Source organism: Hydrogenophaga sp. H7, from assembly GCF_002025745.1.
GTDB lineage: Bacteria > Pseudomonadota > Gammaproteobacteria > Burkholderiales > Burkholderiaceae_C > Hydrogenophaga > Hydrogenophaga pseudoflava.
The window spans coordinates 778,039-794,103 of sequence record NZ_MCIC01000001.1 but is presented as its reverse complement, the minus strand read 5'-3'; the positions used below and the strand labels follow the sequence as shown (position 1 = coordinate 794,103).

Sequence of the window (16,065 nt, the reverse complement as noted above, 5' to 3'; positions counted from 1 at the left end):
GGCTCCCGAGAGGACTTGAGGACTGAGTGATCAATCCATGAACGCGCCCAGCGCTTGTGAGAAAGACCACTCGGACGGGTCCTTGCCCAGCACGCTGTCCAGGTCCAGGCCCAGGGTCAGGCCGACCATGTCGGGGAAGGTGGCGGCCAGGCCGTTGTCGTCCAGCTGCAGCTCCTGGGCGCGCGCGCGCCAGGACGCCAGGTGCAGCAGGCCGGCCAGCGGGTCGTAGGCGTCGCCTTCGAACGGGCTGAACTGGTTGGACAGGGCGGACACCATTTCTTCCGGGAATTGCCACTTCTCGGCCATGCCGGCGCCCACTTCGGCGTAGGTGTAGCCCAGCATCGCGCGTTCGGCGGCGGCGCGGTTGAGGTCCAGCGGCGGGGTGCTGAAGTCCAGCGGTTCCATGCGGTCGGGCATGGCGATGTGCATCACCAGGATGCCGATGGCGTGGATCAGGCCCGCCGTGAAGGCGTTGCCCTGGTTCTGGTGCAGCAGGCCGGCCAGCGACTTGGCGATGTCCGCCGCCTGCAGGCTGTAGCGCCAGAACTGCTTGAGGTCGATGCCGGGCACGCTCTTGAAGCTGCCGCCCAGCGCCGCGGCCATGACCAGCGAGCGCACATGGGTCATGCCCAGCAGGGCCACCGCCTCGTCGGCGCTGCCGATCTTGCGGCTGACCCGGAAAAACGCCGAGTTGGACAGGCGCAGCACGCGGGTGGTGAGCGCCGGATCGCGCCCGATCAGTTCCCCCACCCGCTTGGGACTCGGGTCGTCCTTGTTCATCTCGGCCAGCAGGTCCGAGACGGCACGCGGCATCGCCGGCAGTGCGCGGGGGTAATTGAGCAGGGCTTCGAGTTCCATGGTCTGAAGTCCAAGGTGTTGTGGATCGATCTGATGTCCTTATCGACCAACCCGCCCCCGACTTGAGGCCCGCGCGCCCTCCCCGGCGCCTGGTTTCAGCGGTGCATCAGCGCTTGTTCAGGCCCTGCAGCTTGGCAAAGGCCGAGGCCATCGCGCCAGCGGCCTCAGGCTGGCGGTTGCCGCCGCCCTGCCCGCCCGAATAACCGCCGCGCGGGCCACCGCGTGCCGGCTCGTAGCGGTTGTCGCGCGGCCCGTCCCGGCGGGCCGGCGCGGCGTCCAGCTTCATGGTCAGGCTGATGCGCTTGCGCGCCACGTCCACTTCCAGCACCTTGACCTTGACGATGTCGCCGGTCTTCACCACCTCGCGCGCGTCGTTGACGAACTTGTGGCTCAGCTGGCTGACGTGGATCAGCCCGTCCTGGTGCACGCCCAGATCGACGAAGGCGCCAAATTGGGCGACGTTGGACACCGTTCCCTCCAGGATCATGCCCTCCTTGAGGTCGGCGATGTCGTCGACGCCCTCGTTGAAGCGCGCCACCTGGAAGTCCGGGCGCGGGTCGCGGCCGGGCTTCTCCAGCTCGCCCAGGATGTCCTTGACCGTGATGACGCCGAACTTCTCGTTGGCGAACAGCTCGGGCCGCAGGGTCTTGAGCATGTCGGCCCGGCCCATCAGGTTGGCCACCGACTGGCCGGTCTTTTCGATGATCTGCTCGACCACCGGGTAGGTTTCCGGGTGCACGCCGGTCATGTCCAGCGGGTTGTCGCCGTCGCGGATGCGCAGGAAGCCCGCCGCCAGTTCAAAGGTCTTGGCGCCCAGGCCACTCACTTCCAGCAGCTGCTGGCGGTTCTTGAAGGCGCCGTTGGCTTCGCGCCAGCGCACCACCGCCTTGGCCACCGAACCCGACAGGCCCGACACGCGGGTGAGCAGCGGCACGCTGGCCGTGTTCAGGTCCACGCCCACGCCGTTCACGCAGTCTTCCACCACCGCGTCCAGCGTGCGCGCCAGCTCGCTCTGGTTCACGTCGTGCTGGTACTGGCCCACGCCGATGCTCTTGGGGTCGATCTTCACCAGCTCGGCCAGCGGGTCCTGCAGGCGGCGGGCAATCGACGCCGCACCGCGCAGGCTCACGTCCACATCCGGCATCTCCAGCGCCGCAAATTCGCTGGCGGAATAGACCGAGGCGCCCGCCTCGCTCACCACCACCTTCTGCACGCCCTCGATGCCCGCCTTGGCCAGCATCTTGATCAGGTCACCGGCCAGCTTGTCGGTCTCGCGGCTGGCGGTGCCGTTGCCAATCGCGATCAGCTGCACGCCGTGCTGGCGGCACAGCAGCGCCAGCGTGTGCAGCGCGCCGTCCCAGTCGCGGCGCGGCTCGTGCGGGTACACCGTGTTGGTCGCCACCAGCTTGCCGGTCGCGTCCACCACCGCCACCTTCACCCCCGTGCGGATGCCCGGGTCCAGGCCCATCACCGCCTTCTGGCCGGCAGGCGCGGCCAGCAGCAGGTCGCGCAGGTTGTCGGCAAACACCTTGATCGCCACCGCCTCGGCGCTCTCGCGCAGGCGGGTGAACAGGTCGCGCTCGGTACTCAGGCTCAGCTTCACGCGCCAGGTCCAGGCCACGCACTTGCGGATCAGGTCGTCCGCCTTGCGGTTGCTGTGACTCCAGCCCAGGTGCACGGCAATGCGGCCCTCGGCCAGGCTGGGCTTGCCCGGCTCCGGCTCCACCGGCTGCACCAGCTTGGCGTCCAGAATCTCCAGCGCCCGGCCGCGGAACACCGCCAGCGCCCGGTGCGACGGCACCCGGCCGATTGGCTCGTCGTATTCAAAGTAGTCGCGGAACTTGGCGACGTCCGGGTTGTTCTCGTCCTTGGTCGCCACGCGCGTGCTCTTGAGCAGACCCTCGGTCCACAGCCATTCGCGCAGCGCCTGCACCAGCGCCGGGTCCTCGGCCCAGCGTTCGGAGAGGATGTCGCGCACCCCGTCCAGCACCGCCTGCGGCGTCGAGAAGTCCGCGCCCGGCTTGCCGTCGTCCAGCACCTCGGGCGGCTTGGTGAAAGCGGCCGCTTCGGCCAGCGGGTCCAGCGTCGGGTCGGCAAACAGCTTGTCGGCCAGCGGCTCGATGCCAAACTCGCGCGCGATCTGCCCCTTGGTGCGGCGCTTGAGCTTGAACGGCAGGTAGATGTCTTCCAGCTCCTGCTTGGTCGGCGCGGTGGCAATGGCCACGCGCAGCGCGTCGGTCAGCTTGCCCTGCTCGTCAATGGCTTTGAGCACGGTCGCGCGGCGGTCTTCCAGCTCGCGCAGATAACCCAGCCGGTACTCCAGCTCGCGCAGCTGGGTGTCGTCCAGCCCGCCGGTGACTTCCTTGCGGTAGCGGGCGATGAAGGGCACCGTCGCCCCCCCGTCCAGCAACTCCACCGCGGCCAGCACCTGCCGCGGCTCAACCCGGATCTCCTGCGCGATCTGCGCGATGATTTTCTGCATGTCCCAAGGGGCGCCAGCGGCCCGGTTTTCAACGAAGCGGGCGAGTTTGCCACAGGGGTGGGAGGCCCGCCGTGACTGCCGGCGGCCTACTCAGACGCTGAGAAAAACAGGCCGCCCAAGGCCCTCTTCGGAGCCTTGAACCACTTATACGGCTTGGCCCATGAGTCCGAATCGGCATTGATCGGCCACGAAGTACATGCCATCGAAATTCAACCGCTTCTAGGCCCGTACGTTGTCGCGGAATCGAAGACAACCAATAACACCAAACCCGCCACCTATTTTTTCGGGTCGCACATAGCAACATCCAGAGGTCCGACAACCAGCATGCGAATTCACCAGCCTTGCCGGGCTTAATGTGCAAGAACCGGCAAAACTATGAATCAGGCTATATTATTAGCTGCCTACTGCTTCTGTAGTGTTTCGCTTTTTGGTTCAAGGTCGACTTCCGCAATACGACGGGCGACTTTTCTCACTTGATCGAAAACAGCCGCTCGATCTACTTCGTAAACTCGACCTTTTGCCGTCCGTACTTGCGAAATATAGGCGACAGATGCGAATGCTTCAGACGCATCATTTTCGGAACCAATGCGCCAGGTGCCATCAAAGCCCTGAGACTCTGAAAAGTCAAAAAGTTCGGTATCGGACAGTGTGTGCAGCAACCTCCCAAAAACATCAAGCACATGGATACGGATTTGAAATGCCGTAATGGGCTCTCGTGGCTCGAGCTTGTAGTCAACTTTATATTGATATTGACCAGACGAATATTTATCACCCGATTTATAAACCACCTGCACGCCAGCAGCCCCGTTGATAGATATCGGCGCACTATCATCCCGCACAACAAACCACTCACGCTTAAGGGTGGAGTTCCCATTCAGCTTTACATTGAACCCGAGATCCGTTATGACACTCTGCCCTTCAAATCGCTCCATTGAAATGGAAGAAGCTTTTGCTGGAGAAGCTGTTTTGGTCTGCTGCGCTGATGCGGCAGAAACGATAAAAGAAATTACAATAGCAAGAGCCAAATTACGCATACAGTTCCTTTCAGCAATAAAGGCCTAATATTCAAAATATGCATGAGCAAGCACAAGAGTTAAACCAAACAGCGAAGTGGCGCCGGCTTGAATGTGCGCTGCACCTGTTCGCTAAAGAGGTCCAGGTCTGGCATAGCCAGACCGGCGCAGCCTTCGCGAAAGAAGACCTGAGCTACCCGCGTGTCGATCGCCTGCCGGGGCATGCGCGAGGCCAACACGGCCAGCGGGTGGCGTAGGTCGATCATGTGATCGATGCGCGAGCGAAAGAAATCTTCGGTGGCGGGGCAGGCAAACATCACTGCAGCCCCCAGAAGACAGCCCCTATTGGAAATCAAACCGGGAGTTCTGCGCCCCAGAAATCCCCCCAACAGGCCAGTGTTAATGCGGGATTCGAGGGTTCTTCAGGGCCAACTCCTTAACAGCAACTGATAAAAATACCGAAGGCAGCAAACTGCTGGCCCCACGTTAAAAGCCCAACTTGGCGGCTGGGGCATTAGGCTGAGACTCTCATCAACACCACTTGATGATCGCCCCATCCACCAATTTGCTTCAAACCTCCCAATCCATCGTGCAGTTCATGCAATGCATTTTAGTCACCTGCGTTTCAGAGTTGGTACCTAAGCCAACCATTCTTCCGGGGATAGAGTTCACACGATTTTTTGTTATTTTGGTAGTTTCCTTCTTTGAGACGTGGCCTTGGACCGCGCAGTGAGGGCAGATAACAGCTGGAACCATGACCCCATAGGTCTCTTTGAAGCGCCAATCTGCCACCTCCAAATCCATTGCCTCTTTAGCCTTCAGACGCTTGGCCATTTCTTCCGCACGTTGCTCAGGAGAAAGGCTAGCAAGACGCTTCCCATCGATGATGGAATAAAAAATTGCCCCAACAATGGCAACTCCAAAAAAAAGCCCAAAGCCAACAAGAATAAACTTTAGAAGATCCATTGTATTCTCCATCTCTCACCCTCGAATGCAAGGGCTAATTTATTGCCGACGAACCCGTTCACAACCTTGAGCACAACCGATTACAGTCAAAAAAGAATGTTTCGCTTAAATTAAATTTTTTCCGCAACTTTGAAAAAGACGCACCACTTTCGATCCTTCATAATTTGATTCAAACAGCATTGATCGCCGATGCATCCATTCAGCTTTGGGCAGATGCAGCCATTTCGCTCAAATTGGATCAACGCATCAAAAACAGCTCCAATTCGCACGCACATGGTCCGGTGCGCCCAAGTGTCGAGCCATGCAATACTGCAGCTTCCATACGAAAAACTGAGACCCAAACTCCGCAGGCTTCTTTGACTCAGATTGGAGTTCCTTTTCGTCATAGCCGACCTGAATGCCGATCAACTGGCCGGTGCGCAAACAAATAGGTACTTGCCTCCCAGATCCTCCCTTTTCTTGTGAAAGGCTCGATTTTGTCGTTAAGGCGGCCATTCTGCAATATTTTGTCACAATTATTCAAGCTGCCCTTTCAGTTCCATCAACTTTCGTGCACGGTGACACTGCAGCCCATGCAGGACGACCTCTTCGGTGCACCACCCGCACCGCCACCCACCCGACCGGAACCGCCCGCCACCGCGTCCGACCCGGTGGACGATGACGCTGCTCCGGCTCAGCCCAAACGCCGCCGCTCCACCGAAGTCCTCCCCCTGCCCCCCGACGACACCACCCGCGCCCTCGCCGCCAACCTGAACCCGCGCATCCGCCTGGGCGCCTCGACCTGGAGCTACCCGGGCTGGGCCGGCATCGTGTGGGACGAGGGGCCGTACACCGATGCGGTGCTGGCCAGGAACGGCCTGACCGCCTACGCGCAGCACCCGCTGCTGCGCTGCGTGGGCATCGACCGGTCGTTCTACCGCCCGCTGACCGAGGGGCAGTACGCGCGCTTTGCCGATCAGGTGCCTCATGAGTTCCGCTTCGTGGTCAAGGCGCCGGCGCTGGTGACGGACGCGCTGGTGCGCGGCGAACAGGGCCAGGGCCGCCAGCCCAACACGGCGTTTCTGGACCCGGTGCTGGCGACGCAGGAGTTCATCACCCCCGCGCTGGCGGGGCTGGGCGACAAGGTGGGCGCACTGGTGTTCCAGCTCAGCCCCCTACCCTTTTCGCAGTTGCAGCGCCTGCCGCTGTTGCTGGAGCGGCTGCGTGCCCTGCTGCGGGCGCTGCCCGATGTGCGCGGCGCCACGCCCGACGGCGTGGTGGCGGTGGAGGTGCGCGACCCGGAGTGGCTTTCGCCCGCCATCGCGCCGCAGCTGACGGCCGTGCTCAAGGAGACCGGCGCCACCTACTGCCTGGGCCTGCACGCCAAGATGCCGCGTCTGGCCGAGCAGCTGCCGCTGCTGCGCGCGCTCTGGCCCGGGCCGATGGTCTGCCGCTGGAACCTGAACCCGCTGCACGGCGCCTACGGCTACGAGGACGCGCAGCGCTCCTACGAACCCTACGACCGCATCCACGACGTGGACGCCGAGACGCGCGCGCTGATCGTGCGCACGGTGCGCGGCGTGACGGGCGCGGGGCAGAACGCCTACGTGACGATCAGCAACAAGGCCGAGGGCTGTGCACCGCTGTCGGCGCGGGCGCTGGCGGAGGGATTGGCGGTCGCCCCGCCCGCCAGCGGCTGAGGAGGATCAAACCCTCACGCGCCGCACGGGGGTGGCGTGCGGGCGGTGGCGCAGGGTGACCCAGGTCAGCGCCAGCGCGGTCAGTGCGCCGGACGCCATGCCCGCCACCATGGGCAGCGGCCGGCCGTTGGCGAACAGGCCCACGATGCCCATGGCCGCCGCGCCGCAGAGCATCTGCAGGGTGCCCATGAGGGCGGACGCGGTGCCCGCGATCGAGCCGTGCGCTTCCAGCGCCAGCACCGACACCGTGGGAATCACCATGCCCATGAAGGCGCTGGCCACGAAGTAGAGCGACACCAGCACCAGCAGCTGGTCGCCGCCGACGAGGTAGTACGCCAGCAGCGACGCCATCACCAGCCCGCAGGCGGTGACGGCCCACTTGGCCAGCGGCACCAGCCCGAAGCGCCGCCCCAGGGGGCCGGTGAATTGCGCGGAGCCGATGAAGGCCGCGGCGTTGAGGCCGAAGGCCAGGCTGTACTGCGTGGGGCTCAGGCCGTAGTGGTTGATGAGCACAAAGGGCGAGCCGGCCAGGTAGACGAAGAAGCCCGCCATGGCGAAGGCGCCGATGAACACCAGGCCCAGGAAGTGCCGGTCGCGCAGCAGCACGCCGTAGCCGCGCAGCGCGCTGCCCAGGCTGCTGTCCACGCGCTCTGCCTCGCTGCGCGTTTCCGCCAGCGCGCCACGCACCAGCAGCATGCCCGCCACCGCCGCCAGCGCCACCACCCAGAACACACCGCGCCAGCCGGTCAGCGCGATCACGCCGCTGCCCGCCAGCGGCGCCAGGATGGGCGAAACGCTGAACACCAGCATGAGCAGCGACATCAGGCGCGCGGCCTCGGCGCCGGTGTGCAGGTCACGCACGATGGCGCGCGGAATGGCCATGCCGGCGGCAGCGCCCAGGCCCTGCAGGAAGCGCAGCGCCACCAGGGTGTGGATGTCGGTGGCCAGCGCACAACCGATGCTGGCCAGCGTGAACAGGGCCAGACCGGCGTAGAGCGGCGGCTTGCGGCCCACCATGTCGGACACCGGGCCGTAGAGCAGCTGCCCCAGGCCGATGGAGAGGAAGAACGCAGTGAGGGTGAGCTGCACCGCCCCCACCTCGGCGCCCAGGCTGCGCCCGATGTCGGGCAGCGCGGGCAGGTACATGTCGATGGCGAAGGGGCCGATGGCAGAGAGCAGGCCCAGCACCAGGGCCATCTTGAGATAACGCGAAAGCATCGGTGAATTGTCGCAGTGCAGCAAAAATGCCGCCTGGCACCACCCGAACAACCTTGTGCCTCGGCCGCCGGGCGTCAGTCGAACAGCGAGGACTGACCGCCGGGCCGGTAGCCCTCGATCTCCAGCAGGCGCCATTTGGTGATGGCGCCACCGCTGGCCGAGAAGCCCCCGGGCTGGCCGCCCGCCGCCAGCACGCGGTGGCAGGGCACGACCGGCGCGAAGGGGTTGGCCCCCATGGCCTGACCGATGGCGCGGGCGAGGTGCTTGTCGCCCATCTCGGCGGCGAGTTCGCCGTAGGTCAGCACCTGGCCGGGCGGGATGGCTCGGGTGCGTTCGTACACGCGCTGCAGAAAGGGCGTGAGGCGCGACATGTCCAGCGGCAGGTGGCGCAGGTCGGCAGGTCGCTCGCCGCGCAGGGCGGCCTTGAGTTCGGTGATGGCCGACTGGACCGGGGGCGGCGGCTCGGCCTCGGGCACCGCTTCCGGCAGGCTGCGCAGCAGGCGCTGGCGCGTGCCCTCGGGCGTGGGCTCGGGCAGCTGCACCGCGGTGATGCCCGCCGGCCCCCACGCCATGCCGCACACGCCGATGGCGGTGTCGAACAGGGTGTGGCCGGTGGCGCTGTCCATGGCAGGTATTAGCCGGCGCGCAGCGCCTGGCGCAGCCCTTCGCCGATTTCGGGCCGTTCGGCAAACGGGTCGGGCGGGTTGGTACCTGCCACGATGGCGTCGAAGCGGCTCTGCGCGTTGCCCAGCGCCTTGGGATGGCTGTAGATGTAGAACTGGTCGTGCCGCATGGCGTGGAACACCATCTCGGCCACCTGCGCGGCGGTGACCTTGCCCGAACTGACGGCCTTGTCGCTCATGGCCTGGCCGATCAGCTGGCTTTGCGTGGGCTTCTCGTCGGCCAGCCCGGCGGGCTTGTTGCGGTGGCTCTGGCTGATGCCGGTGGGCACGAAGTACGGGCAGAGCACGCTGGCGCCGACCTGGTCCGTCACCAGCTTCAGGTCCTGGTAGAGCGTTTCGGAGAGACTGACGACGGCGTGTTTGCTGACGTTGTAGATGCCCATGTTGGGCGGGGTCAGCAGGCCGGCCATGCTGGCGGTGTTGACGATGTGGCCGCGGTAGCCGGGGTCGGCCTTGGCGGCGGCCAGCATCATCGGCGTGAACAGGCGCACGCCGTGGATCACGCCCCAGACGTTGACGCCCAGCACCCACTCCCAGTCCTTGACGGAGTTCTCCCACACCAGGCCGCCCGAGCCCACGCCCGCGTTGTTGAAGACGAAGTGCGGCGCGCCAAAGCGCTGCTGCACGGCCTGGGCCAGGGCCTCCATCTGATCGGCGCTGGACACGTCGACCTTGCGGGCCAGCACGGGGGCGCCGGCCGCTTCGAGCTCGGCCCGGGCCTTGTCCAGCGCGTCGGGCTGCACGTCGACCAGCACGAGGTTCATGCCCAGCGTCGCGCCGATGCGCGCGCATTCGAGGCCGAAGCCGGAGCCGGCGCCGGTGAGCACGGCGGTCTTGCCTTGGAAGTCTGAAATCACGTGTTTGTCTCCTTCTGTGGTGTTGTTCAGCGACGGATCATTTCCAGGTGCGGAATGCCGTCCTCGATGTAGGGCTTGTCGTCCGAGACGAAGCCGTGGCGGTTGTAGAAACGCTCCAGGTGCGCCTGCGCGCCGATGCGGATGGGCTGCGGGCCCCAGAGCTGTTCCAGCAGGCGCACCGACTCGGCCATCAGCGCGTGGCCGATGCCGCCGCCGCGCGCGGCCGGCGCAGTGACCACGCGGCCGATGCTGGCCTCGGCAAAGGCCACGCCTGGGGGGACCAGGCGGGTGCTGGCGTGCAGGTGCGGAGTGCCGTCCTGATCCACGACCTCGCCCAATACGTGCAGGCACTGCGCGTCCAGCCCGTCCATGTCCAGGAACACGCAGGCCTGTTCCACCACAAACACCTCGCTGCGCAGGCGCAGCAGGCGGTAGAGGGTCTCGGCGCTCAGCGCGTGGAACGGCAGGCAGCGCCACTGCAGAGCGGCGCCATGGGGGAAAACGGTGGTTCCGGTCAAGCTTTCACTTCCTTCAGTACATACCCGATGCGGGGGAAATGTACGTGCAGGCGGCCGGCGCGGTCGTCGGTGCGGGCCAGCGTGTAGTGGGTGCGGGTGGCGGCCACCAGCGTGCCCTCGGTGGTCTCGGTGCCGAAGCTCTGCGCCGCCACGGTGACGCGGCTGCCCAGGGCGATGCCGTGGTCGTCCTGGAAGGCCTCCTGCGGCAGTGGCGCGGGCTCGGCCGCGGCGGCGATGGCAATCGCCTCGGTGGAGGTGAGTTTGGACGGCTGGCCGTACCCGATGGCGGCCATGCGGTCCATCCAGGCCAGCACGCCGGGCGTGGCGTCCAGGATGCCGGCCATGGCGGGGTTGATGACGCGGGTGAACCACAGCGGGTGGTAGGCCGCGAAATCGGCGATGCAGGGCGCCTCGCCCAGCAGAAAGGGCTGCTCGTGCAGCATGTTCGCCAGGCGCCGCAGGTGGCTGCGGTAGGCGCTGGTGGCGTCGCCGGGGCGCAGGCGGGTCATGCCCGCGCTCATCGCACCGCGGTCGGCCGCAAAGGCCTGTGCGGCTTCGGGCGGCTGGTTGGCGAACATCGCGGCCGCGCCCTTGGGGCTGAGCGTGTAGCCCATGGCTGGCCAGAACAGGTCCGTGTCGGCCCACTGCGCGACGATGCGCGCCAGACCCTTGAGGTGCTCGGGGAACAGAGAAGGCCCGGGTTGCAGATGTTCGAGCACCGTGGCGATCAACGACGTGTCGCACCAGATGTCGGCGCCGATCTGCAGCAGCGGCGTGCGGCGGTAGCCGCCGGTCAGCGCCACCACGTCGGGCTTGGGCATGACGCTGGGGATGTACACGCTCTGCCAGGCCAGGCCCTTGAAGCCGAGCATGAGCCGCGCCTTCTCGGCGAAGGGCGACATCGGGTAGTGGTGGAGGATGGGCGTGGTCATGCGGGGCTCCGTCGGTGATGGGGTTTCAGCGCGGCTGCGCGCGGGCGATGATGGTGGCGAAGTCCGTGCCGGCGCCCAGCGAGCCGAAGCTGTGGCCCCAGTGCCCGTCCAGGCGCGAGTCGCAGAAGGCGGCGAACACCGCGGGCGGCGCGGTCTGTGCGAGCAGCGCGGCCTGCACGGCCAGGGCCACGTCCTGCGCGAGCCGGCGGGCTTCGATCTCGGTGGCCATCAGCTCCACGCGCGTGGGCAGGCTGGCGGCGAGCTGGTCGAGTGCGGGGTGCATGCCTTTGGCGGGGGCGAGTTCGTGCGCCAGTGCGGCAGCCGCGTCGGCCTTGCGCAGGGCGCGCAGCAGATCCAGCGCCATGATGTTGCCGGCGCCTTCCCAGATCGAGTTCACCGGCATCTCGCGGTAGATGCGGGCCATGACGCCTTCGCCGCCCTCTTCCACATAACCGTTGCCGCCCAGGCATTCCATGGCTTCCTGCGCAAAGTAGCTGCCGCGCTTGCAGATCCAGAACTTGGCCACGGGGGTGAGCAGGCGCTGCATGACGCGCTCGTGCTCGTCGCTGGCGGCGCGGTCGAAGCTGCGCGCCAGTCGCAGGGCCAGCGCGGTCGCGGCTTCGGACTCCAGCGCCAGGTCGGCCAGCACGTTCTGCATCAGCGGCTGATCGATCAGCGCCTTGCCGAAGGCCTGGCGCTGCGAAGTGTGGTTGAGCGCGAGGGACAGGGCCTGGCGCATCAGCGCGCTGGTGCCGAGCGCGCAATCGAGCCGCGTCATGGTGCCCATGGCCAGGATCTGCGGCACACCCCTGCCCTCCTCGCCCACCAGCCAGGCGGTGGCGCCCGCGAACTCCACCTCGGCACTCGCGTTGGCCTTGTTGCCCAGCTTGTCCTTCAGGCGCTGGATGAACAGCTGGTTCAGCGTTCCGTCCGGCAGCACGCGCGGCAGGAACAGGCAGGACAGGCCGCTGGGCGTCTGCGCCAGGATCAGAAAGGCGTCGCACATCGGCGCCGAGAAGAACCACTTGTGGCCCGTCACCTTGAAGCGCAGGCCCCAGTGGTCCGAGCCATCGGGCACGGCCTGCGTGGTGTTGGCCCGCACATCGGAGCCGCCCTGCTTCTCGGTCATGCCCATGCCCATGGTCACGCCGGGCTTGTCCTTCCAGAGCCTGAGCGCCGGGTCGTAGGCGCGGCTGGTGAGCTGCGGCGACCAGTCGGCGTAGATGGCCGGGTTGCCCTGCAGCGCGGGCGTGACCGCATAGGTCATGGAGATCGGGCACAGGACGGACGGCTCCAGCTCGGTGAAGAGCATGAAGGCTGCCGCCCGGTTCACGTGTGCGGTGCCCGAGGCCTGCTCGGCGTCGGAGAACGGTGTGCCGTGCAGGCCCGAGGCCGTGGCCGCCGTCATCAGCGCGTGGTAGCTCGGGTGGAACTCCACCTGGTCGATGCGGTGGCCGAAGCGGCTGTGGCTCTTGAGCTGCGGCGTGAACACATTGGCCAGCCGCGCGTGCTGCTGCATCTCGGCGCTGCCCACCTGCTGGCCCAGGGCGCTCAGGTGGGTGGTGACCAGCGCCGGCGCGTTGAACTTCAGCGCGTCCTGCATCGGCCGGTTGCCGTCGAACAGGTTGACGTCGACCAGCGGCTCGGGCTGGTTGAAGACTTCGTGGGTCGTGTTCATGAAGACACCTCCAACAAGAGCGATGACTTCGGTCGAGGCCACCGCGGAACCGGCTTTGCCGGGCCGCCAGTGGCGCCCCCTGGGGGGTGACGCCGCAGGCGGCGCGGGGGGTTACACAAGTTTCACGAGTTGCTTGCCGAAGTTCTTGCCCTTGAGCAGGCCCATGAACGCCTCGGGCGCGTTCTCCAGGCCCTGCGCGATCGTCTCGCGCGGGCGCAGCTTGCCCTGCGCCACCAGCGTGCCCAGTTCGGTCAGCGCCTCGGGCCAGACCTCCATGTGCTCGCTGACGATGAAGCCTTCGACCTTCAGGCGGTTGATCAGGATCAGCGCCGGGTTGGCCAGGGGCAGGGGCTGGCCGTCGTAGCCCGCGATCATTCCGCAGACGGCGATGCGGCCGAAGGCGTTCATGCGCAGCAGCACGGCGTCGAGGACCATGCCGCCGACGTTCTCGAAGTAGCCGTCGATGCCGTTGGGGCACTCCTGCTTGAGCGCCTTGGCCAGGCTGTACATGTCCTTGTGCGCACGATAGTCGATGCAGGCGTCGAAGCCCAGTTCGTTCACGGCGTAGGCGCACTTCTCCGGCCCGCCCGCGATGCCGACCACGCGGCAGCCGCGCGCCTTGGCCAGCGCACCGAAGGCGCTGCCCACCGCGCCGGTGGCGGCGCTTATGACCATGGTCTCGCCGGCCTTGGGGTTGATGATCTTCACCAGGCCGTACCAGGCCGTCACGCCCGGCATGCCGACCGCGCCGAGGTAGTAGGACAGCGGCACATGCGTGGTGTCGACCTTGCGCAGCGCGCCGGGCTGCAGCGCGTCGACCACGCTGTACTCCTGCCAGCCGCCCATGCCGACCACGCGGTCGCCGGTGAGGAACTTCGGATGGCGCGACTCGACCACCTCGCCGACCGTGCCGCCGATCATCACTTCGCCCAGAGGCTGCGAGGCGGCGTAGCTCTTGCTGTCGTTCATGCGCCCGCGCATGTAGGGGTCCAGGCTCAGGAAATGGTGGCGCACCAGCACCTGCCCGTCCTTGAGCGGCGGGGTTTCGGTGGTGACCAGCTTGAAGTTGTTGACGGTGGCTTCGCCCTCGGGGCGGTTGTCCAGCAGGATCTGTCGGTTGGTGGCCATGGAAGTCTCCTTGGAATGTTCAGGGGGCGGGGCGGCGCAGCGTGGGCAGGCCGACACCGGCGGCGTCGAAGCCGCCGTCGACCGCCAGCACCTGGCCATTGACGTAGCTGGCCTGCGGGCTGCACAGGAAGCCGACCGCGTTGGCGATCTCTTCCAGGCTGCCGTAGCGGGCCAGCGGGATGGTGTCGTGGTAGTCGGCGCGGATGGCGGGCGTGTGCACCTTCTTCGCCATTTCGGTTTCCACCGGGCCGGGCGCGATGGCGTTGACGCGGATGCCGGCGTTGCCGTACTCCACCGCCTGCTGGCGCGTGAGGTGGATCAGCGCGGCCTTGGAGGTGCCGTAGGCCACGCGCAGCGTGCTGGCGCGCAGGCCCGAGATGGACGCGATGTTGACCACCGCGCCACCACCGTTCTTCAGCATCAGCGGCGCACAGGCCTGCACGCAGAGGAAGGGGCCGTCGAGGTTGGTCGCCATCACCCAGCGCCATTCGTCGAAGCTGGTCTCGCCAATCGGCTTGAAGGTGGCGACGCCCGCGTTGTTCACCAGGGCGTCGAGCCGGCCGAAGGTCTGTTCGATGCGCTGCACCGCGGCCGCCACCTGCGCCGGGTCGGACACGTCGCCGTGGATCACCAGCAGGTCGCTGGCGCGGGCGCCGAGTTCGGTACGCAGGGTGGCTTCCGTTGCCGTCAGCGTCGGCGCGTCGTTGTCGATCACCGCGACGCGGTAACCCTGGTGGAAGAACCAGCGCGCGATGGCCAGGCCGATGCCGCGGGCGGCACCGGTGACGAAGGCGACGGGTGTGGCGGAATTGCTCATCAGTCGGTCTTGAGGGGGTTCAGTTCGTTGGTGGACTTGCCCACCGGCAGGCGCGGCACGAACTTGAAGGTGCCGGTGGCGTGGGCGCAGAGCTTGCCCGCTGCGTCCACGATGCGCCCCTCGGTGAAGGCCATGGTCGGGGTGCGGTGCAGCAGCGTGCCGTGCGCGGTCAGCGCGCCTTTGGCGGGGCGCATGAAGCTGGTCTTCATCTCCACCGTCACGCAGCCCATGGCCGGCTCCACCGAACGGGCGGCGTGCGCCATCACCACGTCCAGCAGCGTCATGCTGGCGCCGCCGTGCACCACGTTGAACGAGTTCTGGTGTTCGGGCTTGGGGTCGAAGCAGATCGTGGCCTCGCCGCCCTCGAACTTCTGCAGTTCGAAGCCGAGCAGTTCGACGAAGGGGATGTGGACCGAGAACTTCACTCAGCCTCCCGTGATGACCGAGACGCCGCCGTCGACCGCCAGCCACTGGCCGGTGATGTGCTTGCCAGCGTCGGAGGCATACAGCACGGTCAGGCCCTTGAGGTCTTCGTCGTCGCCCAGGCGGCCCAGCGGCGCGTGCGCGGCCAGCTGCTCCTCGCCCATGGCCTTGAGCGTGCCCTGCGTCATCTTGCTGGGGAAGAAGCCCGGGCAGATGGCGTTGACGCGGATGCCGTGCGGACCCCACTCGGCGGCCAGCGCGCGGGTGAAGTTGATGACCGCGCCCTTGGAGGTGTTGTAGGCGATGGTGTTCATGCCACGCGGATTGCCGCCCAGGCCGGCGATGGACGCGGTGTTGATGATGCTGCCGCGCTTGCGCGGGATCATGCTGCCCTTGGCAATCAGCTGGCTCAGCAGGAAGTAGCTGCGCACGTTGAGGTTCATCACCTTGTCCCAGGCTTCCAGCGGGTGGTCTTCGGCCGGTGCGCCCCAGGCCGCGCCGGCGTTGTTGACCAGGATGTCCACGTCGCCCACGCGCTGCAGGGTTTCGCTGGTCAGGCGGCGGATGTCTTCCTCGTGCTGGCAGTCGGCGGCGATCCAGCGCGCGTCGATGCCGGCGGCCTGCAGTTCGGCCGTGGCCTCTTCGAGATCGGTCGCCTTGCGCGAGCTGATCACCACGCGCGCGCCGGCTTCGCCCAGGGCGTGGGCCATCTGCAGGCCCAGGCCGCGCGAGCCGCCGGTAATGAGCGCGGTCTGGCCCTTGAGGTCGAACAGCTGGGTGATGGTGCGGGTCATGAATGTCTCCTTGGAATGG

16 protein-coding genes are annotated in these 16,065 nt (G+C 66.5%); 1 reads left to right on the top strand and 15 read right to left on the bottom strand.

Annotated features, from left to right (window positions below; translation table 11 throughout):
• Positions 1-30: 30 nt before the first annotated feature.
• The 5 genes from BC358_RS03820 to BC358_RS21705 form a co-directional block, all read right to left on the bottom strand.
• Positions 31-858, bottom strand: coding sequence for an HDOD domain-containing protein (locus BC358_RS03820; protein ID WP_079364716.1), 828 nt, complete (start codon positions 856-858; stop codon positions 31-33).
• Positions 859-964: 106 nt separating this feature from the next.
• The gene (locus tag BC358_RS03815) at positions 965-3,340 is read right to left on the bottom strand and encodes a Tex family protein (RefSeq protein WP_079364715.1); all 2,376 of its coding nucleotides are present in this window, start codon (positions 3,338-3,340) and stop codon (positions 965-967) included.
• Positions 3,341-3,741: 401 nt separating this feature from the next.
• Positions 3,742-4,374: a hypothetical protein gene (locus tag BC358_RS21710; protein WP_143434149.1), complete on the bottom strand. Its 633-nt coding sequence runs from the start codon at positions 4,372-4,374 to the stop codon at positions 3,742-3,744.
• Between the two features lie 59 nt (positions 4,375-4,433).
• Positions 4,434-4,670, bottom strand: a complete 237-nt coding sequence (locus tag BC358_RS03810; protein WP_143434148.1) for a hypothetical protein — start codon at positions 4,668-4,670, stop codon at positions 4,434-4,436.
• Positions 4,671-4,923: 253 nt separating this feature from the next.
• Positions 4,924-5,319 (bottom strand): hypothetical protein, encoded by a 396-nt coding sequence (locus tag BC358_RS21705; protein ID WP_143434147.1) that lies wholly within the window; start codon positions 5,317-5,319, stop codon positions 4,924-4,926.
• A gap of 572 nt (positions 5,320-5,891) precedes the next feature.
• Between BC358_RS21705 and BC358_RS03805 the strand changes: the two genes are divergently transcribed.
• Complete coding sequence (locus BC358_RS03805; protein WP_079364714.1) at positions 5,892-6,998, top strand: DUF72 domain-containing protein; 1,107 nt, start codon at positions 5,892-5,894, stop codon at positions 6,996-6,998.
• Positions 6,999-7,004: 6 nt separating this feature from the next.
• Here BC358_RS03805 and BC358_RS03800 read toward each other — a convergent pair whose 3' ends face one another.
• The 10 genes from BC358_RS03800 to BC358_RS03755 all read right to left on the bottom strand — a co-directional run bounded on the left by BC358_RS03800 (position 7,005) and on the right by BC358_RS03755 (position 16,046).
• Entirely contained in the window at positions 7,005-8,216 is a 1,212-nt protein-coding gene (locus BC358_RS03800; protein WP_079364713.1) for a multidrug effflux MFS transporter, read from the bottom strand.
• A 74-nt stretch (positions 8,217-8,290) separates the two neighbouring features.
• The gene (locus BC358_RS03795) at positions 8,291-8,842 is read right to left on the bottom strand and encodes a methylated-DNA--[protein]-cysteine S-methyltransferase (protein WP_079364712.1); all 552 of its coding nucleotides are present in this window, start codon (positions 8,840-8,842) and stop codon (positions 8,291-8,293) included.
• Between the two features lie 8 nt (positions 8,843-8,850).
• A complete protein-coding gene (locus tag BC358_RS03790) occupies positions 8,851-9,756 on the bottom strand; it encodes an SDR family oxidoreductase (RefSeq protein ID WP_079364711.1) in 906 nt (301 codons plus the stop codon).
• Between the two features lie 26 nt (positions 9,757-9,782).
• Positions 9,783-10,274 carry a GNAT family N-acetyltransferase gene (locus BC358_RS03785; protein ID WP_079364710.1) on the bottom strand — a complete coding sequence of 164 codons (492 nt, stop codon included), beginning with the start codon at positions 10,272-10,274 and terminating at the stop codon, positions 9,783-9,785.
• Positions 10,271-11,206 carry a glutathione S-transferase family protein gene (locus tag BC358_RS03780; protein WP_079364709.1) on the bottom strand — a complete coding sequence of 312 codons (936 nt, stop codon included), beginning with the start codon at positions 11,204-11,206 and terminating at the stop codon, positions 10,271-10,273. The genes BC358_RS03785 and BC358_RS03780 overlap by 4 nt, the downstream gene beginning before the upstream one ends.
• Positions 11,207-11,231: 25 nt before the next feature.
• Positions 11,232-12,884 (bottom strand): isovaleryl-CoA dehydrogenase, encoded by a 1,653-nt coding sequence (locus BC358_RS03775; RefSeq protein WP_079364708.1) that lies wholly within the window; start codon positions 12,882-12,884, stop codon positions 11,232-11,234.
• Between the two features lie 111 nt (positions 12,885-12,995).
• Positions 12,996-14,012: an NADP-dependent oxidoreductase gene (locus tag BC358_RS03770; RefSeq protein ID WP_079364707.1), complete on the bottom strand. Its 1,017-nt coding sequence runs from the start codon at positions 14,010-14,012 to the stop codon at positions 12,996-12,998.
• A 19-nt stretch (positions 14,013-14,031) separates the two neighbouring features.
• A complete protein-coding gene (locus BC358_RS03765) occupies positions 14,032-14,829 on the bottom strand; it encodes an SDR family NAD(P)-dependent oxidoreductase (protein ID WP_066156501.1) in 798 nt (265 codons plus the stop codon).
• The gene (locus tag BC358_RS03760) at positions 14,829-15,254 is read right to left on the bottom strand and encodes a PaaI family thioesterase (protein ID WP_079364706.1); all 426 of its coding nucleotides are present in this window, start codon (positions 15,252-15,254) and stop codon (positions 14,829-14,831) included. The genes BC358_RS03765 and BC358_RS03760 overlap by 1 nt, the downstream gene beginning before the upstream one ends.
• Positions 15,255-16,046, bottom strand: coding sequence for an SDR family oxidoreductase (locus tag BC358_RS03755; protein WP_079364705.1), 792 nt, complete (start codon positions 16,044-16,046; stop codon positions 15,255-15,257).
• Positions 16,047-16,065: the final 19 nt, after the last annotated feature.